This is a genomic window from Rahnella variigena, from assembly GCF_003610915.1.
GTDB classification, from domain to species: Bacteria; Pseudomonadota; Gammaproteobacteria; order Enterobacterales; family Enterobacteriaceae; genus Rahnella; species Rahnella variigena.
Genome location: NZ_NSDJ01000001.1, coordinates 530,038 through 549,646, shown reverse-complemented (window position 1 = coordinate 549,646; position 19,609 = coordinate 530,038). Strand labels below are relative to the sequence as shown.

At 48.0% G+C, this 19,609-nt stretch carries 18 protein-coding genes; 11 read left to right on the top strand and 7 right to left on the bottom strand.

Features of this window, described 5'->3' with window-relative positions:
* Window positions 1-54 precede the first annotated feature (54 nt).
* The 10 genes from CKQ54_RS02545 to CKQ54_RS02500 all read left to right on the top strand — a co-directional run bounded on the left by CKQ54_RS02545 (window position 55) and on the right by CKQ54_RS02500 (window position 10,362).
* On the top strand, window positions 55-528 hold the full coding sequence (locus tag CKQ54_RS02545) for a PTS sugar transporter subunit IIA (RefSeq protein ID WP_120163495.1): 474 nt from the start codon (window positions 55-57) through the stop codon (window positions 526-528).
* Window positions 529-539: 11 nt separating this feature from the next.
* Window positions 540-1,355: a rhamnulose-1-phosphate aldolase gene (rhaD, locus tag CKQ54_RS02540; RefSeq protein ID WP_120163494.1), complete on the top strand. Its 816-nt coding sequence runs from the start codon at window positions 540-542 to the stop codon at window positions 1,353-1,355.
* Window positions 1,356-1,384: 29 nt separating this feature from the next.
* Window positions 1,385-1,684: a PTS sugar transporter subunit IIB gene (locus CKQ54_RS02535; RefSeq protein ID WP_120163493.1), complete on the top strand. Its 300-nt coding sequence runs from the start codon at window positions 1,385-1,387 to the stop codon at window positions 1,682-1,684.
* 95 nt (window positions 1,685-1,779) lie between these two features.
* On the top strand, window positions 1,780-3,189 hold the full coding sequence (locus CKQ54_RS02530; protein ID WP_120163492.1) for a PTS galactitol transporter subunit IIC: 1,410 nt from the start codon (window positions 1,780-1,782) through the stop codon (window positions 3,187-3,189).
* 13 nt (window positions 3,190-3,202) lie between these two features.
* Window positions 3,203-4,258, top strand: coding sequence for a 2-hydroxyacid dehydrogenase (locus CKQ54_RS02525; protein ID WP_120163491.1), 1,056 nt, complete (start codon window positions 3,203-3,205; stop codon window positions 4,256-4,258).
* A gap of 49 nt (window positions 4,259-4,307) precedes the next feature.
* Entirely contained in the window at window positions 4,308-4,574 is a 267-nt protein-coding gene (locus CKQ54_RS02520) for an HPr family phosphocarrier protein (RefSeq protein ID WP_120163490.1), read from the top strand.
* Window positions 4,575-4,731: 157 nt separating this feature from the next.
* Window positions 4,732-5,565, top strand: a complete 834-nt coding sequence (locus CKQ54_RS02515) for a helix-turn-helix domain-containing protein (protein WP_120163489.1) — start codon at window positions 4,732-4,734, stop codon at window positions 5,563-5,565.
* Window positions 5,566-5,995: 430 nt separating this feature from the next.
* Entirely contained in the window at window positions 5,996-6,364 is a 369-nt protein-coding gene (locus CKQ54_RS02510; protein ID WP_120163488.1) for a hypothetical protein, read from the top strand.
* Window positions 6,361-9,426 (top strand): FKBP-type peptidyl-prolyl cis-trans isomerase N-terminal domain-containing protein, encoded by a 3,066-nt coding sequence (locus tag CKQ54_RS02505; RefSeq protein ID WP_120349658.1) that lies wholly within the window; start codon window positions 6,361-6,363, stop codon window positions 9,424-9,426. The genes CKQ54_RS02510 and CKQ54_RS02505 overlap by 4 nt, the downstream gene beginning before the upstream one ends.
* 294 nt (window positions 9,427-9,720) lie before the next feature.
* Complete coding sequence (locus CKQ54_RS02500) at window positions 9,721-10,362, top strand: hydrolase (RefSeq protein WP_113876934.1); 642 nt, start codon at window positions 9,721-9,723, stop codon at window positions 10,360-10,362.
* Between the two features lie 20 nt (window positions 10,363-10,382).
* Here the strand turns inward: CKQ54_RS02500 and CKQ54_RS02495 are convergent, their stop codons facing one another.
* On the bottom strand, window positions 10,383-11,291 hold the full coding sequence (locus CKQ54_RS02495; RefSeq protein WP_120163486.1) for a LysR family transcriptional regulator: 909 nt from the start codon (window positions 11,289-11,291) through the stop codon (window positions 10,383-10,385).
* 186 nt (window positions 11,292-11,477) lie between these two features.
* On the opposite strand from CKQ54_RS02495, the gene cho reads away from it, so the two are divergent.
* Window positions 11,478-12,329: an excinuclease Cho gene (cho, locus tag CKQ54_RS02490; RefSeq protein ID WP_120163521.1), complete on the top strand. Its 852-nt coding sequence runs from the start codon at window positions 11,478-11,480 to the stop codon at window positions 12,327-12,329.
* A 67-nt stretch (window positions 12,330-12,396) separates the two neighbouring features.
* Here the strand turns inward: cho and gorA are convergent, their stop codons facing one another.
* The 6 genes from gorA to CKQ54_RS02460 form a co-directional block, all read right to left on the bottom strand.
* Window positions 12,397-13,749, bottom strand: coding sequence for a glutathione-disulfide reductase (gorA, locus tag CKQ54_RS02485; protein WP_120163485.1), 1,353 nt, complete (start codon window positions 13,747-13,749; stop codon window positions 12,397-12,399).
* 165 nt (window positions 13,750-13,914) lie between these two features.
* On the bottom strand, window positions 13,915-14,757 hold the full coding sequence (locus CKQ54_RS02480; protein ID WP_013573521.1) for a 23S rRNA (adenine(2030)-N(6))-methyltransferase RlmJ: 843 nt from the start codon (window positions 14,755-14,757) through the stop codon (window positions 13,915-13,917).
* A gap of 80 nt (window positions 14,758-14,837) precedes the next feature.
* On the bottom strand, window positions 14,838-15,566 hold the full coding sequence (locus CKQ54_RS02475) for a GntR family transcriptional regulator (protein ID WP_120163484.1): 729 nt from the start codon (window positions 15,564-15,566) through the stop codon (window positions 14,838-14,840).
* A gap of 89 nt (window positions 15,567-15,655) precedes the next feature.
* Window positions 15,656-16,693, bottom strand: a complete 1,038-nt coding sequence (locus CKQ54_RS02470; protein WP_120163483.1) for an oxidoreductase — start codon at window positions 16,691-16,693, stop codon at window positions 15,656-15,658.
* A gap of 27 nt (window positions 16,694-16,720) precedes the next feature.
* Window positions 16,721-17,974 carry a PTS sugar transporter subunit IIC gene (locus CKQ54_RS02465; protein WP_112288050.1) on the bottom strand — a complete coding sequence of 418 codons (1,254 nt, stop codon included), beginning with the start codon at window positions 17,972-17,974 and terminating at the stop codon, window positions 16,721-16,723.
* Between the two features lie 18 nt (window positions 17,975-17,992).
* On the bottom strand, window positions 17,993-19,303 hold the full coding sequence (locus CKQ54_RS02460) for a 6-phospho-beta-glucosidase (protein ID WP_120163482.1): 1,311 nt from the start codon (window positions 19,301-19,303) through the stop codon (window positions 17,993-17,995).
* Window positions 19,304-19,609 lie beyond the last annotated feature (306 nt).

The window sequence follows — 19,609 nt, the reverse complement described above, 5'->3', positions numbered from 1 at the left end:
AAAATTCGACCGGAAGCATCAGAACATCTGAGCCGTAAATAAGGAGGGAAAAATATGGAGACTACTAAAAATTCGCTGGCCGGATTTATATCACCCGAATTGGTTTATTTAAATTGCAGTTATACCACTCAGGATGCGTTTTTTTCGGATTCATATCAGAAACTTTATAAACAAGGATTTGTTGAGGCGACCTATCATGAAAATATTCTTGTCAGGGAAGCGCATTATCCGACAGGATTAATAACATCCTGCCTGAATATTGCCATACCTCATACTGACCCGCTGTATATAAAAAAGCCTTTCGTGGCGATTACCCAACTCACAAAACCGCTGACATTTTTGCTTATGGGCAGTACGGATGAAAAAGTAGACGTAGACTGGATTTTCTCTCTTGGCGTGACCCGGGATGAAAATCAGATCGTCTTATTGCAGACATTAATGTCCGTATTTTCTGATGAAAACAAGATTAGCCAGTTAGTCGGGCTTGATTCCCGTGAAGGAATTTGTGAATTTTTCCATTCATTGTAAAAGGTGACGTTATGATTATCTATAATATTAATGAAGCTCCCTTTATTAAAGAAATGTGTGATATTACGCTCAAGCTGTGGGAAAAAGGCTGGGCTGAAAGAAATGGCGGTAATATCAGTTATCTCCTGAGGGAAGAGGAAGTGGCACCTTACCTTGATACACAAAAGGTGATATCAGAAGTCGCACTGCCGATGCCTTTCCCTGAATTGAAAAATAAAATATTTATGGTTTCAGGTTCCGGGAAATACTTCCGCAATGTCATTAAGAATCCGGCCGATACGCTGATTATTTTAAAAATATCTGAAGACGGAAAACATTATCAGCAGCTCTGGGGGCTGGTAAACGGCGGTTGCCCGACCAGCGAACTGGCCTCACATTTAAAATGCCATGCGACACGATTAAAACATGACCCTGAACATCGCGTTATTTTACACACCCATGCGAATGCCACGATTGCGATGACATTTGCCCACGATCTGGATGAAAAGAAATTTTCAAAAACGCTGTGGCAACAAATTACTGAATGCCTGGTGGTATTCCCGGAAGGCGTGGGGATTGTGCCGTGGATGGTGGCAGGCACCATTGATCTGGGTCTGGCTTCCGCTGCCAAAATGGAGTATTGCCGCATTGTGATCTGGGCGCATCACGGAATTATGGGAGCAGGTAGCAATTTTGATGATGCTTTCGGGTTGGTTGAAACGGTGGATAAAGCTGCCGATATTTATCTGCGTTCCGCTGCTGTCGGAATTAAACAGTCGATCACCAGCGCGGAACTGCGCGCCCTTGCTGATGCCTTTAATGTTACCCCACGGGATGGCATTTTATAATTTCTGCTGAATGACAAATAAGAGTAACTATGAAAAATATTAATGTTATTTCCGTCTGCGGATCAGGAACCGTCACCAGTTCCATGGTGGCAGAAAAAGTAAAAGATATTCTTGAAGTCAACGGATATAAGGCAAAAACCGTTGAAGTCAGTCCCGGCGGGGTAGAAGGGCAATTAAGTTCAGGTAAGTGGGATATTATTGTTCATACCAGTCCGCTGAGGGATAAGTATGATATTCCGACCATCAATGCAGTCGGGTTGTTAATCGGTACCGATGAAGATGGATTTATAGAAGAATTACTGCATGAAGTTGAGAGCCTGAAAATATAGAGGGTCTGACTCCACAAACGTTGGTTTGTGGAGAACCTACTTATTGTTCGTAATATGATAATGAAACCTTATCTACAGAGTAAGGAGTCTTGAGCATGTTAGACATTCTTTCGAAAATTATGAATTCATTTGGTGCGGCGATTGTTGTGCCTTTTGTCATTTATATTATTGCTATCATCATGAAAGTAACCCCCAAAAAAGCCTTTAAAGCCGGGCTTAATGCCGGTATTGGTCTGACCGGATTTGGGATGCTCATTGGTGCCTACACGCCTGTCGTCACGCCGGTGATTAATCGTATGGTGGAGACGTCCGGTATTTCACTGCGTATCCTGGATACCGGCTGGCAGGCAACAAGCGTTGTTGCCTATTCAACCAATGTCGGGATGATTTTTTTAGGCCTCGGATTGCTGTTTCAGACAATTTTATTTGTCACACGTTTTACCAATATTTTTATGCCCTCAGATATGTGGAATAACTTTTCCTTTATGTTGTGGGGGTCGATGCTCTATATCGCGACAGGAAATATCTATCTGGCAATTGGATTGATGCTGTTATCCAATCTTTATTCTCTGGTTTGCTCCGAAATAGTGGCTAAACGATGGTCTGTTTATTACGGCTATCCCGGATGCACCATGACCGCTCCTCATCATGTGTGCTCTGTACCGCTGGCGATAGGGGTGGACTGGATATTAAATAAGCTGGGCGCGGACAAAATAAAATGGAATCCGCAGACCTTACAGGACAAATTAGGTTTCATGGGGGAGCCGATTACACTGGGCCTGGTACTCGGGTGTTTAATCGGCATTTCCGGAAATTATACCCGTCTGGGCAGCATTGAAGCCTGGGGAGAAATCTGTAAAGTCGGGATCGCCACATCAGCTGTCATGTGTATCTTCCCAAAAATCGCCGGGGTGTTTGCCTCTGCATTCACTACCATTACCGATGCGTCACGTAAAGCCGCAAAATCGAGTGGCAAAGACCGGGTCTGGTTCCTGGCCATTAATGATGCGGCAGGTTATGGCGAATCAGCAACACTGTTAACCGGAATGTTGTTGATTCCGATTATATTTATTCTGGCGATTATATTACCGGGCAATGAAACGTTACCGATGGTAGACCTTATTGCTATTCCTTACATGATCGAACTGATCATTGCGATATCTGCCGGTAATATTTTTAAATCATTAATTTCAGGGACCATCTGGTGTGTGGGTGGTTTATATATGATCACCGCCGTGGCACCTGTATTTACCGATGTCGCTAAAGATGTCGGTGTGGTTCTGCCGGTGGGTGCCATGTTGATTTGTAGTTTTGCTGTGATGACCAATCATCTTATGGGCGGATTATTCCTGATTTTTCTCACCCAAAACCCTGTCTATATCGCCCTCAGCGTCGCGGTATATATCGTGTTCTACCTTTTCGTCCGCATTAAAAAAGAGTCGATACATGCTTATCTCGAAAGACAAGCTGGTACCGGCAGTGAGCCCAATCAACTGACTCAATAGAGGATGACACAATATGAAACTCGTTATTATTGGTGATGCGCTGGTCAGTAGTGCGACATTAAGGGATGCCGCGAAAGATATTGATTTTCCGGGCAGAGATGAAAGCGAACTGGATGTCGTTTCTTACGAATGGTATTCCGATTTAGAAAAGGAAAAGTTTCAGGAAAAAATTCTGCTGATTGAAAAGAACGGCCCGGAGGCGGTGGAAATTCCCGCTGGCGTGACCGAAGCACTGAAAGACGCGGATTACCTGCTGGTGCATATTGCCCCTGTGTCGAAAAGTATGCTGGAATCGGCGTCAAAACTTAAACTTATCGGAACATGCCGGGGCGGGCTGGAGCATATTGCATTAAACAGTGTGAAGGAAAAAAACATCACGCTTATCCATGTCATCCGTAATGCTGAACCGGTCGCCGATTTCACCTTAAGCCTGATGTACGCGGAGACCCGAAATATTGCCCGGGCGCATCATGAAATTAAAAATGGCAAATGGCGAAAAAGCTTTTCGAATGATGAGCATAAGACGGTACTGGCCAATCATACCGTGGGACTGATTGGCCTGGGTTATATCGGCAAGCTGGTGGCGAAAAGGCTTAACGCATTGGGCGTCAGAGTGATTGCCCATGACCCCTTTATCGATAAGTCGCTCATCATAAAGGAAGGGCTGAGGGTTGAATTACTGGATATGGATTCTGTCATTTCGCAATCAGATATCCTTTCTTTGCATATGCGACTGACACCTGAAACGGAAAATATCATCAATAAAGACGTCTTCAATAAAATGAAGGCCGGAAGCTATATTATTAATACCGCAAGGGCCGGGATGGTGCATAAAGCTGACCTTATTGATGCGTTAAAAAACAGGCGCATAGCCGGTGCTGCGCTGGATGTGAGCTGGGATGAGCCTATCAGTCCCGATGATCCTTTACTCCAGCTGGATAATGTGACCCTGACCCCACATATTGCAGGTGACACGATAGATGCCATTCCTAAAGCGCCTTATCTGCTCAAAACGGTTCTGAATGATTATTTTAAAACGGGTCACAGCGATATGTTGATCATTCAGTAAACGTACAGGGAATTTATCGGAATTTTCATTATTCATCCGGGGAACCGTTATGATCAAAGAAACGTTGACGCTCAATAATAAAACTGGTCTCCATGCGCGCCCGGCCAGTGCGATTGCTAAAATAGTGGGGAAGTGTCAGTCGAAAGTGGAATTTATCTCCCGTGATAAAGTGATTAAGGGGAAAAGCGTCATAGGTTTAATGACTGCCGGAATTACAGGCGGTGCAAAGGTTGAGGTAATTTGTGAAGGAACCGATGAAGAAGCGGTATTTCTCGAGATAAAGGCGTTATTCAATGCCGGCTTCGGGGAGGAATAGCACGGTCTGTGCCTCTTTACATCAGTAAAGGCCTGAATGAGCATTGCCGGCCTTTACTGATTTTTTCCCGATTTAGAAGTGCCCGGTTATTGTAATATATAGATTTTATGACTTCCGTCCGTTAATCTAAAAAAACACTTATCAAGACGTCTTGACTATGAACAAACCTATCTTTCAGGATTATTTTGTTTCTGATCAGCAAAATGTGATTATTACTTCCCGTCTGCCACAAGATTATTCACCCAAAACTCAGTTTAATTACAGTAAAATAACATTGATTACCGGTGGGATTGGTCTGCATATTATTAATGGTAAACCCTATTCAATTTATCCACGGATGTTGTTTTTTACTCAGGCCACTGATTTACACATTTATGAACATGCGCAAGACCTGAGCTTAATTAATATTTATTATCAACCTTCGGAGCATTTCTTTCTGATAAAAGGCTTTGAATCCCTTATTCCTAAGCAATTTGCCTCCTTCCACATCCACCGTTTCTTAGATAAAAAAAGCGCTTTGCTGATACGGGGCTCCCTGGATAAACTCATTGCCAGCCAGCATAAAGGCAGTATTGAACAGGAAAGCCTGTTCCTGCGGCTGCTGGTCGATTTGCGCTACTGTAGTTACTTCTATGATGAGAATAACACCAATGAAAGAAGGATCTTACGGCTAATCCGCTGGCTGCACGCGAACTTTCACGAGAAAATTGACTGGAACCAACTGGCCGATCAGTTTTCCATCAACGTCAGAACGATGCACCGTTACCTGGATAAGGATATCGGCTTCTCACCCCAGCGTTATCTCACCAAATTACGCTTGTTTCATTCCCTCTACCCGCTGCTGTATTCGAACAAACCCATTACCTCGATTGCGCAGGACATCGGCTTTGATGACCACTCCTATTTTGCTACCTGCTTCCGGCGCGAATTTGGCCTCCCTCCCAGAGAGTTTAAATCCACCGCTGCGGGGCAGTCTTTGCTGTCCAGATAGATGCTATAACACACAGCTGGTTTTTGACCCTGAAAACCACAGATCCGATACTCAGTCTGTTCCCTCTGCACGTGATATAATGATGTGTACTAATCATCCTAATCGCGATTGAGGGGCATTCCGCTTTATCCGAAAATGCGAATCAGTATTTACCTATTCCCTGAGTTTTCTGAAAATGAATGATGATATATGTCAGTTTTTGCCTCCTTTTTCATGGTCTGAGGCATCGTTAAATCGACAATTTCTTCTTTTCTTTAGCATAAAAAAGAAGTCTGATTTGCCTTTTATTATTGCAATGTATTGATTGTAATGGTTTTTTGTCTAGTAGTGGTTTTGCTAAATAATCATTTCAGTGAAAGTGGGTGTTCCACAGGGTCTTTTGCTGGGAAAATAATTTGTTCTAGCAGTAAAACCCTACAGGATAATCTACATGAATAAGCCTTGCTCAATGTCTTTGACTCTCATTGCGTTAATCGCGTTGAGTGCATGTAGCACAAAAAATAATGTGGCTACAATAAAAGAGACGTCAGTTAATAAAGGTACGAATAATACCTGCGTTAACGAATTCAAAGCATTACAGCGTCTTTCTCCTCATGATTTTGATATTTATCAGCAACAATTTAATCAGCTGACAAAATCTTATGATGTTTACAAAACGAATAAGGGTCTGATAAACAAAGATGCGCAGGAAATTCTGAACATCGAACTGGACTCAAAATTGAAACTTATCTGCGCAAGAGTTAAAGGTGCGACCTTTAAGAGCATGGACGAGCGCTCTCAGGAAGTGAATAAAATATGATGGCGCGAGTGAAGTCTTTCTTCCTGATTCTGTTACTGATCAACATACAGGGGGCACATGCTGAAGATTCCGTTGATGCTAATCTGAGCCTTTTAGATCAGTTGCAGAGTGAAAATTTAATTTCTGCTCCGGAATCGTCTGTTTTTGCGGAAAAAAATAAGACTTCCACTCCGCTGATTCAGCCTCCAAAAGATATTGTCGTCCCAAAAACACCTGTTGAAAAAGCCGTCGCGCCGCCGTCGCAGTCGCGGCCTAAACCTTCTCCGGCTCCGGTAAAAAAGGCCCCTAAAACACCTCAGCCTGTGCGTGTTCCCTCTGCCACAGCAGATGTCAGCGAGATGAAGAGCAAGGCCGATACCAAGGCTAACGGGCAGCTAAAAAAATCCCTCGAGATGGCAAAATCCACAGCAGAAAAATCCCGTGATCAATATGCCGCCTTGCAGAAATCCTTCGCGGATACGCAAAAAGAAAACCAACAACTACAAGTTCAGATCGAGGCATTAAAAACCAAACCTGCCGTTGTCTCGCCATCTGCAGACCAAAAGCTTGCGCAGAAGAAAGCGCAGGATGAACTGAAACAACTGCAAAATTTGCTGAAAAACACACAACAAGAAAACCAGCAGATGGCATCTAAGTTGCAGAAGCTTCAGGGTAGCCAGAAACAAGCCGAAAGCCTGAGCGAAAAATTATCCGTTGCACAGACGGTGACAAAAAAATCACAAGACGAAATGGCTGATATTCAGCAGTCTTTGAAAAAGACAATGAGTGAAAATGCCGCATTGAAAGCCCAGTTAACGGCGTTTAAAACCAGTCAGGACGGCTCAGCGAAAAAAGCCTCCGAGCAAGTGGCCACCTCTCAGCTGGCGACCAAAAAAGCCCAGAAGGAAATTGCTACCCTCGAGGCGAGTTTTAAGAAATTAAGCACTGAGAATGCGCAGATTAAAACGCAACTTGATACCGTGAAAAAGCAATCCTCAGCACGCATCGAACAACTGGTCTCCTCTGGACACGCCAACGGTAAATCACTGGCGGAATTCGCGGTGCTGAATGCGACATTACAGCAGGCGACAGAAGAAAATCATAAGCTCAAAACGCAGTTCGAGACGCTGCAAAAGCAATCCAAGGCAGAAGCCGAAAAATTGCACGCTTTAGAGAGTACAGGCAACAAATCGCAAGCCAATGTGGTTGAACTGCAAATGACCGCAAAACAAGCTGCCGCTGAAAATGCGCAACTGAAAACTCAACTGTCCACCCTGGAGAAACAGGGTGCCAGCCAGAACGAAAAAATTGCGTTTGCCGTGGCTGCAAATAGCAAATCACTGAATGAAAATCAGACTCTGCAAACAAACCTTAAAAAGGCTGCAGACGAGAATGCGCAGTTGAAATCGCAGCTTGCAGACTTGCAAAAACAGGGCGCTGCGCGGAATGACAAATTGTCAGCGTCAGACGCGGTTAATAAGAAATCTCAGGCTGACTCTATGGCTTTGCAGAAAACCCTCAAACAGGCTGTTGAAGAAAATGCTCAGCTGAAAATCCAGCTGGCAGCAGTGCAAAAACAAGCCGCTGCGCAGAATGACAAACTGTCTGTGTCAGATGCAGCTGCTAAAAAATCTCAGGCTGACTATGCGGCTTTACAGCAAACCCTTAAAAAGGCCGCTGATGAGAATGTTCAGCTGAAAAACCAACTGGCGGACAGGCAAAAACAGGGCGCTGCGCAGAATGACAAACTGTCTGTGTCAGATGCTGCTGCTAAAAAATCTCAGGCTGACTATGCGGCTTTACAGCAAACCCTTAAAAAGGCCGCTGATGAGAATGTTCAGCTGAAAAACCAGCTGGCGGACAGGCAAAAACAGGACGCTTCGCAGAATGACAAACTGTCTGTGTCTGAAGCGGTCATCAAAAAATCACAGGCTGATTATCTGGCCTTGCAGAAAAGCGTCAATCAAACTGCTGATGAGAATGCCCAGCTTAAAACCCAGCTGACTGACCTGAAAAAACAAAGCGCTGAGCAGAATGACAAATTGTCAGCGTCAGAAGCTGCCAATAAAAAGTCACAGGCTGACTACCTGGCCTTGCAGAAAACCCTCAAACAAGCCGCGGATGACGCAGCGCAGTTGAAAACTCAGTTGGCCGACTTGCAGAAACAAAGTGCTGACCAGAGTGAAAAACTGGCGGCTTCTGAGGTCACGAACAAAAAATCGCAGAGCGATTATCAGATATCTCAGGCGGCACTCTCAAAATCTTCTGAGGAAGTTAAACGCCTGACCAGCCAGCTCACTGAAAGTCAGCAGGCTGCGAATAACGCTGCCGAAGAAAAAAGTAAGCTGACAGCTGAACTGGAAAAAACCAAAAAAGATCTCGCCTCACACAGCATCGCGGCCGTTACGCAATCTGGCGGAGAACTGCTCAGTGACGCAGAACTAAAAACACTGCAGGCGAAAGAAAGTAAGAAAACCGGACGCTCTTATTCTGTCGGGTATTTGCTGGGGCAAGCCGCGAATTCAAAAATCGAACAGGTGGTTTCTGCCGGTGAGAAAATTGATCGCAATGTGATTATCAAAGGCTTTGTTGACCGGATGAATGAGCTGTCCAGCATGTCAACAAACGACATGAGAGAGTCGCTGAACAGTCTGGATACTGATATTCGCTCACGTCAGGAAAAGCAAAAATCCTCGAATGAAGAGAATAACCAAAAAATCCTGAATAAAGCGGGCAAAGTCAAAGGTGCAGTTAAAGCAAAATCAGGCTTCATTTACCTCATCAGCAAGCCGGGCTCACAGCCAAAAGTCACGATGGATAAGAGTATTCGTCTGCAGATTGTTGAGACGTTGGGTGACGGTAAAGTCATTGCCAGTGAAAAAGACAACAATGTGATCAGCGCCGCTGTGACGGAAATTCCGGCAGTTCTTCAGGAAGTTGTACTTAAGCTTGGCTTACAAGGTGAAGCCACAATCTACATTCCGCCTGAACTGGCGTATGGCAAAGAAGGCATTCCGGGAAAAATTCCGCCGAATTCGCTTTCCATCATGAAGATCAAAATATTAGGCGTTAAAGACAACTAAAAGTGGTCGGATAAAAAAAGGCAGGTGATTATCAAATCACCTGCCTTTTTTGTTTCTTCAGCGTTGATTTTGCTGATTTCAAAAAAGGTGTTGTTGTTCCTGTCAGACTGAAAAAAAGCTGTATTGACGACTTTTGATATAGGCTGACACCTGTCAAAAAAATCTGAACAAGTTGCCAAATTCTTTCCGCTATCCGCTTTTGAAGTCCTGTCCTATTGTTAATTCCAGCAGCACAACAACACAACGTTAAATAAAAGAACACAACCCAACAATGCACTCTGAGAGGAAATGAAAATGTCTAAATTCGATCTGCTGGACCCACAGAATTCCACCCTGATTTTCATCGACCATCAGCCACAAATGTCATTCGGCGTCGCCAATATCGATCGCCAGCAGCTTAAAAATAATACGGTCGCTCTGGCTAAAGCGGGCAAAGTTTTTAACGTGCCGGTGATTTACACCTCAGTCGAAACGGAAAGTTTCAGCGGCTACATCTGGCCGGAACTGCTGGCGGTTCACCCTGATGTGAAGCCGATTGAGCGTACCTCGATGAATTCCTGGGAAGATGCAGCGTTCGTGAAAGCAGTGGAAGCCACGGGGCGTAAAAAACTGATTATCTCTGCATTGTGGACGGAAGTGTGTCTGACGTTCCCGGCGCTGATGGCGCTGAAAGAAGGCTATGAAGTGTATGTGGTGACCGACACCTCCGGCGGCACCAGCGTGGATGCTCACGAACGTTCCATCGACCGTATGGTGCAGGCCGGTGCGGTGCCGGTCACCTGGCAGCAGGTTCTGCTCGAATACCAGCGCGACTGGTCACGCAAAGAGACTTACGACGCAGTCATGGATCTGGTGCGTGAACACAGCGGTGCGTACGGCATGGGCGTCGATTATGCCTACACCATGGTGCACAAAGCGCCACAGCGTCAGGGTTAATGCCTGAATGCATAGCCCGGTTATTCCGGGCTATAAACGGTGCTCAGTCCGTCGAAATCCTGCAAATTCTCCCGCCACCACATGGCAGCGTTACCGGTGGCATTTTCGTTCCAGGCCATAAAGGCCTGATCGCGGCGGGTTTCTGAATCGAGGCGACGTTCAACCAGCGCGCCGCTTTCCAGATGGGGCGCAGCCAGATAACGTGGCAGATAGCCGCAACCCAGCCCGGCGATTTGTGCATGAACTTTGGCATTAAAGTCATGAACGCTCAGCATTTTCTGCTCGTCCAGCACACGCAAATCAGCGCCGGTGCTGTGGCGGGATGTATCGTGAACGACCACGGCGCGATACTGGCGGATTTGCTCGCGCACCAGCGGTTCCGGCATCGAGGCCAACGGATGAAGCGGCGCAACGGCAAACACATATTCCAGCCAGCCGATCGGGCGATATTCAATGCCGCTGCGTGTGAGAGGTTCCTGCACGGCACCAAATACGATGTCAGCTTCGCCATAACTCAGCGCTTCCCAGCAACCGCCGAGCACGTCGTGGCGGAATAATAATTGGGTATGCTGATGCTCTGCGCAAAAACGGTCGATCAGCGGTGTCAGTAGTGCAAAGGGCACGGAGGCATCAAGGCTGATGGTCAGTTTGCTTTCCCAGCCGCTTTCAACGTACTGCGCCTGTTGCTCCAGTTCGCTGACAGCGCGCAGCAGCACGCGGCCTTTGTCCAGCATCAGACGACCTGTAGGGGTAAAAGTGGCGCGATGGCCGGACCGATCCAGCAGTTTAATGTTCAGATCACTTTCCATTTTCTGCACGGTATAACTCAGTGCCGATGCGGTTTTAAACAGTCGGGCACCCGCCGCGGCAAACGTACCGTGACGGTCTAACGCGTCGAGGATCAGCAGGGCTTCAAGGCTTAATCGCATTCTTTTTCCCACTAAAAAGAGTTGAATACCGGAAAACATTTCCGGTAGTTATGGCTTCCCCATTTCGTATTGTTTAGAGGGATAACGCAACAAATAGTTAACCAGAGGTTGATGACTGTATGCATTGCCAGTATTATCCGTTTGTTTTCTATACAACGTTTATCCGGTCAAAGCAGGTCAGCTATTTTGTGGAATCCCGAAAAAGAGCTTTTTACTGAGCTCTATCAGTACCCTGAACATCTTCGCCATACCTTAGAAAATTTACCCGGCAGCAGCGGCGTCTATATTTTTTACGGTGACGATAAGGCTTTTCCGCTGTATATCGGCAAAAGCGTGAATATCCGCAGCCGCGTGATGTCGCACTTTCGCAATCCTGCCGAAGCCAAACTTCTGCATATGACCCGGGATATTGAACACATTGAAACGATCGGTGAAGTCGGCGCGTTATTGCTGGAATCTGACCTGATTAAAACCCGTCGTCCGCTGTTTAATAAGCGTCTGCGCACCGCCCGCAAGCTGTGTTCCATCCGGCTTCAGGGGCTGACGGCCAGCATTGTGTTCAGCGATGATGTGGATTTTTCCCACAGCGAAGATTTATTTGGCCTGTTTAAAACTAAAATGTCGGCAGTCGAAAAAATCCGGGATATCGCCGATCAGGAAAAGTTGTGTTATGGCGCGCTGGGGCTGGAAAAACTGTCAAAAAATCGCGCCTGTTTCCGCTTTTCATTGGGTAAATGTGCCGGAGTCTGTTGCGGAAAAGAAACGCCGGAAGCCCATCAGACGCGTCTCAGAAGCGCGCTAAGCACCCTGAAAATCCGCAGCTGGCCGTATCCGGGACGGATCGCTATCGTCGAAGAAGCTAATGGTCAGACGGATTATCACGTCATCAATCACTGGTTCTATCTGGGCACAGTAAAAACGCTGGCGGCCGCGAAAGCCTTTGATATCGCCGTCCCGCACTTTGACCGCGACAGTTATAAAATCCTCTGCAGGCCGCTATTCGAGACGGACAGTTCGAAAGTGATTTTGCTGGACTGACGGCAATAAAAAAGGCTGCCAATCGGCAGCCATTCTGTTCATTGCAATACAGCGCAATGCCCGCGAATTAACGCATGGTAACAAACTCTTCCGCACCGGTCGGGTGGATGGCGACGGTGTTGTCGAAGTCTTTCTTGGTGGCGCCCATTTTCAGTGCGACCGCGAAGCCCTGCAACATTTCGTCCATGCCGTAGCCGATACCGTGGATGCCGACGATTTTTTCTTCAGCACCGACGCACACCAGCTTCATGCGGCACGGCTGACGGTGTTGTGTGACGGCGGTGTACATCGCGGTGAAGGCGGATTTGTACACTTTCACGTTGTCTTCGCCGAACTGCTCTTTCGCCTGTGGTTCAGTCAGGCCGACTGTACCGATTGGCGGGTGACTGAACACGACGGTCGCGATGTTGCTGTAATCCAGATGTTCGTCAGGTTTGTTGTTAAACAGACGCTCAGACAAACGACGACCCGCAGCAACGGCAACCGGAGTCAGTTCTACCGCACCGGTATTATCGCCCACGGCGTAAATGCCTTTAACGCTGGTATTCTGGAACTTATCGACGACGATGTAACCTTTATCGTTGGTTTTCACGCCAGTCGCTTTCAGGTTGAAGTTGTCAGTTTCAGGTTCGCGGCCAATCGCCCAGACCAGGCTGTCGACTTCAAATTCTTGTCCGTTTTCCAGTTTCAGCGTCAGGCTGCCGTCTGCATTTTTCACCACTTCTTTCGGAATGGACTCTTTATGCAGCGCAGGGCCTTCGGTTTCCATTACTTCAACCAGCGTTTCAACGATCAGCGGATCGAAAGTACGCAGCGGGGCGTGTTTACGCACGAACAGATGGGTTTCGGCACCCAGCGCGTTCATCACACCGGCGATTTCTACCGCGATGTAACCTGCGCCAACTACTGCAACACGTTTTGGCATTTCGCTCAGATCGAAGAAACCGTCTGAATCGATACCGTATTCTGCACCCGGAATATCCGGATGGCTCGGACGGCCACCGGTGGCGATCAGGATGTGATCCGCGGTGATCTTCTCGCCGTTGACTTCAACGGTGTGATCGTCGACAAAGCGCGCGAAGCCTTTGATCACGTCCACTTTATTTTTGCCCAGCACGTTGTCGTACGAGGTGTGGATACGGTCGATGTAAGCGGTACGGTTGGCGACCAGCGTTTTCCAGTTGAAGCTGTTCACGGTGGTATCAAAGCCGTAATCCGGGCCGTAGTTGCGGATCGCTTCAGCGATTTGCGCGGCGTGCCACATCACTTTTTTCGGGACACAACCCACGTTGACGCATGTGCCGCCCAGCTCTTTAGCTTCGATCAGCGCGCATTTTTTCCCATACATGGCTGCACGGTTGATTGATGCGATACCGCCGCTGCCGCCGCCAATTGCCAGATAGTCATAATGTTTGGTCATCGTTTTATCCGTAAGTTGTGAAAAATGGAGACACTGATTCAGCGTCATTAATCTCAAAATTTGCCTAAGAGTTTAACGTGTTGTGGGAAAGATTGGATCAATGATTGTAATAGGTTTGATAGCTGAGACCTTAGAAAAAGGCCTCAGCGAGGGGAAAAGCTTTACTTACTCAGGCACAACCCAGTTAACCGTAGTATGACCGGTACCGGAAGGCACCAGCACTTTGAGCAGCCACGGCAGAACGTTGTTCATCTGCTGCTCGAGTTTCCACGGCGGGTTAATCACGATCATGCCGGAAGCGGTCATACCGCGCTGATCGCTGTCCGGGCGCACGCCCAGCTCGATTTGCAGAATACGGCGGATGCCGGTCGCTTCGAGATCACGCAGCATTTTCTTGATTTGCTGACGCATCACCACCGGATACCACAGCGCGTAAGTGCCGGTGGCAAAACGCTTGTAGCCTTCCTGAATGCCTTTTACCACGTCCTGATAATCGGTTTTCATTTCGTACGGCGGATCCATCAGGATCAGGCCACGGCGGGAAGGCGGTGGCAGCTGGGCTTTCAGCTGCTGATAACCGTCGGCACGCGCAACGCGGGTACGGTCATCTTTCTGGAATTCACTGCGCAGCAGCGGGAAATCGCTCGGGTGCAGTTCGGTCAGATGCAGTTTGTCGTCTTCGCGCAACAGCTGACGGGCAATCAGCGGCGAACCCGGGTAATAACGCAGATTTTCATTGCGGTTGAAGTGATTGACGACAGACATGTACGCCGCCAGTTCTTCAGGAATATCGTCCCGCTGCCAGATGCGCGCGATGCCTTCCAGATATTCGCCGGTGCGTTCGGCGTGTTCGCCGCTCAGCTGATAGCGCCCGGCACCCGCGTGGGTGTCGAGATAAAGGAAGGGCTTTTCTTTTTCTTTCAGAGATTCAATGATCAGGCTCTGAACGGTGTGTTTCAGTACGTCGGCATGGTTGCCTGCGTGAAAACTGTGGCGGTAACTCAACATAACTTTATTGTTCCGGAGTGGCGTATTGCCGACAGTATAAACTGTTTACACCCTTCATACTTCACGTTGCAGGGGCGATCTTACTTCCCAACCCAGCTGTTCTTGATTTTGAATTTGTCCGCACGGTTATAACTGATTGAGTAGTTGAAGGTTTTTCCGTCTTCCAGTTTGGTGATGCCAGAGACTTTCAGCATCGGCAGACCGGTTTCGCTTTCCAGCAGCGCAGAAAGGGTGTCGTCGAACAGCGAAGCTTCGATCACTGAGTTATAGAATTTAATTTTCCGGCCGGTTTTATTCTCGATATATTCATATAAAGACCCGTTCTGTAAAACCGACTCAGGAATAATGTCGATCATCGCACAGGGAATATAGGAGTCTTCGATCAGGACCGGAATATTGTCCACCAGCCGGACGCGGCGGATATAATGCACGTCGTCTTTTTCATCAATATCCAGCTGACTGGCGATATATTCACCGGCTTTACGCGTTTTCAGGCTGATTAAGCGGCTGGAGACTTTAACGTTATCTTTAAATTCGCGCGAAAAACCGAGAATAGAATCGCTGGTGCCGTTATTGAGCAGATAAACATTGTCTTCAATAACTTTGGTAACGAACATCCCTTTGCCATGAATGCGTTCGATAAAGCCTTCCTGCTCCAGCATATGCATGGCTTTTTGCAGCGTCACGCGTGTCACTTCAAAGCGAACCGCCAGTTCCCGCTCGGAAGGGATTTTATCGCCGACACGATATTCTTTGTTCAGGATGGCCTGTTTCAGGCTGTTTTTGATATCAATATAACGGGCGGTCATTAGCGTAACTTCTTCATGTCAGAGTTATTTTTGAGCAGTATAGACACATGCCTCGCGGACCGGAAGCGTTCGCCCCGGTCCGGGATGTTTCAGCGGAGCCTGATCAATACAGGCGCAGGTTGTTCAAAGGCACGGTGCAGAATTTCCATGGTGGTCATCACATCAGCGGCTGGCACATACGGCGCATGTCCCTGACATATCGTGGCATATACAGCATCATAAACGCGGCCATAATCGCCGTTGCCCGCATCGACATGTTCGGTAATGGTTTGGCCGCTGTCATCAATGTATTTCAGCACGCCATATTCCGTTTCCTGACCAAAATCCGGAGTGCCCGGTAAATTCCCGGCTTTCAGCCAGGTTTCCTGCTGATCGATATTCAGTTTAATAAAGGAGCCTTTTTCCCCGTGAAGAATAAATTTCGGGTATGGCTGCATCACCAGATGGCTGCATTTCACCATGGCTTTGGTTTCGCCGTAATAAAGTTGCAGTTCAAAAGTATCGTCAGGATTGTTTTTATTTCTCACCGAACGGATATCGTAATGCACTAAATCTGGTCGTCCGAACAGGCTGACCACCTGATCGACAAGATGCACGCCCAGCCCGTAAAAAGCACCGTGGGTATAGTCTGCCGGTGCATCGGGGGCGTCAGGACGGAAGTAATCGAAATGACTTTCGAACTCGACGATTTTACCGAGCACGCCGCTGTCGATGACTTTTTTAACGGCTAAAAAACAGCTGTCGAAGCGCCGGTTTTGATATGGCGTCACGGTCAGCCCCTTTTCGGCGGCGAGCGCAAATAGCGACTGCGCTTCTGCCAGCGTCCGGGTAAACGGTTTTTCGACGATGACATTTTTCCCGTGCTCAAGGCACCGTTTTGCCAGGTCATAATGGGTTTGCGGCGGCGTACACAGCGTCACCAGCGTAATACTTTCGTCGTGCAGAATATCGTTCAGATCAGAGGTGAAACGGATGCCCTGATACGCCTCCTCTTTTTCAATGTCCGGGCGGCGGGTGATATCGAAAATGGTTTTAACCTGAAACGTGTCGCGTCGCTGTAAAACGTAAGGCAAGTGGTAACGTGTCGCGCTTTTCCCAAATCCTGCAAATGCGCAGTTTATCTTCATGACGTTTCCTTCCGTTGTAATTGGCGTTTATGCACTGACCTGCGCTGCATTAACTGGAATACCCGCTTCTTCCAGTGCCAGCTGTTTCTTTTCCATCAGCCGGAAGAAGGGATAATAAATGATTGTCGAAATAATAATCATGACGCCTGACCACAAAGCCGCCGGAATATTGCCGCCGGTGGCGAAATATCCATTCAGCAAAGGCGGCATCGTCCAGGGAATTTGTAATACCGGGCGGCCAATAATGTTAAACGTCATCAGAAAATACGACAGGGTGCATAACAGCATCGGCGTGATAATTAACGGCAGCATCATCAGCGGATTAAACACCATCGGCACGCCGAAAATGACCGGCTCATTAATACAAAACAGCGAGGGTGCAAAAGACATGCGACCCAGCGATTTATAATAACGACTTTTCGACATCATCATCGCCAGAACCAGCCCCATCGTCGCGCCTGAACCGCCGGTGCAAATAAAGAAGTTATAAAATCCTTCAGCGAAAATATGCGGTATCGGCTGGTGGCTGAGATAAGCCTGAGTATTTTCGACAATAAACTTAAGAAATATCGGCGCGGTAATGCCGGAGAGCACGTTGGTGCCGTGGATCCCGCAACACCACAGCAGCGAGATAAGAAACACCAAAATTAACATGCCCGGCAGTGTGCCAAGTCCGATGACCAGCGGGCTGAGGATCAGCGTGAAGAATGCGTTGATATCAAAATGCAGGATCACCCGCACAAACCACACCAGCGCCAGACAGACAATCGCCGGGATCACGCTGACAAAAGATTGCAGCACGGCCGGCGGCACATTATCCGGCAGCCGGATGTAGATTTTATGTTCGATGAAAAAGCGAATGATATAGACGGTGAGGATCGAAAGAATAATGGCGGAGAATAACCCCGCGGCGCCGAGATTATCGACGTTAAGCGTGTAGTCATCATTTAACTGCGCCATCAGGAATACGGCGACAGTAATGGCGCAGCAGGTCAGTCCGTCAAGCTTATAATGTTTCGCCAGGTTATAACTGATGCCCATCGCCGAAATTAAACCGATGATCCCGAACGTGACCAGAACCGGTGCATTCAGCGCGGTGCCAAACTGACCTAAATATTCTGTCCATCCGGGGATCGGCAGATTGGCAATAATTAAAAAGATACTGCCGGAAATAATAAACGGCAGCGTCAGCGTAATGCCGTTGCGCACCGCGACCAGAATAACGTTATCACCGACTTTCACCAGACACGGCACCAGTCGTGATTCTATGAATTTCATCATGATGTGATATGCCCGTGATTATTGTGGATATTGCGGCAGGAAAGGCCGGTTTACGACGAGGTATTCGTCGAGAATTTTTTCGGCAATATCCACTGACGGCATTAGCGGATGCACCGAAAGCGCCATTAATGCGGTGGAATAATCGCCAGTGACGGCGGCTTCGATGGTGAGTTCCTCAAAGGCTTTGACGCTCTGGATCAGGCCACGGATTTTCACCGGCAAACGCCCGTAAGCCAGAGGATGCGCACCCTGACGATCTATCATTGCGTTCGTTTCTACCACACTGTTTTCGTCGAGATCGGGCGTTGCTCCGCGATTGAGCGTATTGACGACGTGGATCTCCTGCCGGTTGTTATAAATCGCGCTGATGATCGAACAGGCAGTATCCGAGTAATACGCACCGCCCCGGCTTTCCAGTTCTTTCGGTTTGCTCTCAAGCTGCGGGTTTTTATAGAGTTCAAAAAGCTGGCGTTCTATTTCACGCGTTTGTTCTCCGCGTGTGCCGTGCGTCTGGCTGTCTTTTACGCTGTGCGCCACCATTTCACGGTGCAGATAGAAATACTTCAGGTAGGAAAGGGGATAAAGTCCGAGCGCGCGGATAAAGGCCGGTGGCAATCCGGTATCGGGAATGTTTTGCAGCTGATTCTGGCCATTGCCCTGCGCCAGTTTCTCAATAAATTCTGCGGTGACGTCGTGGCCTTTGACGGCGATCTGATCGGCAAATATCAGGTGATTCAGCCCCATCACGCGGGCATATACGTCTTCACGACGGACGTCATACACCTTCGCGATATCCATCATCATGCTGTTCGCACCGCTGCAAATGCCCAGCGTTTTGATGCTCGAATATTTTTCAATGGCCTCAGTAACAATTCCTGCCGGATTGGTGAAATTGATCAGCCACGCATCCGGGCACAACCTTTCCATATCGCGGCACAAATCTAACAGCACGGGAATGGTGCGCTGTGCCTTCATAAAGCCGCCTGCACCGGTGGTTTCCTGGCCGAGAACGCCGTATTTCAGCGGGATCGCCTCATCGTGAATACGGGCTTCCTGCTGGCCGACGCGCAGCTGAGTCGTAACGAAGTCCGCGTTACGCAACGCGGCTTCGCGGTCGGTGGTCAGATGCACGGTCATCGGGAGCCCGGCTTTTTTGACCATCCGTTGTGCCAGCGCACCGACGATTTTCAGCTTTTCCTCACCGGCTGCGATATCCACCAGCCAGAACTGCGAAACCGGCAATTCGTCGTAGCGCCGGATAAATCCGTCGATCAGTTCCGGTGTGTAACCTGAGCCGCCGCCCAGTGTGACAATTTTGAGTGTTTTCATTCCCCGCTGACTCCCTGTGCTGTGGAAAAACTGTACTGGCATACGCCAGATAACGGAAAGCTAACAGGAATAACCTCGTTGTAAATAGGGTTTAGCGGCAGGAGACAGACAAAGATGAAAATTGCGAGGCAGGTCTTGCTGCAACCTGATAAGCCGAACGGGAGTGATTGATAACATGAATATCTATGGCCGCCGGGCGAAATCGCCGCCCCCCATTGATTTCCCCATAACTTGACCGCATGTTAGAAGTTACGTCATCTTTAAGACGACCCGAATTCACGGCGTGGTGCGCCACAGACGCATCAG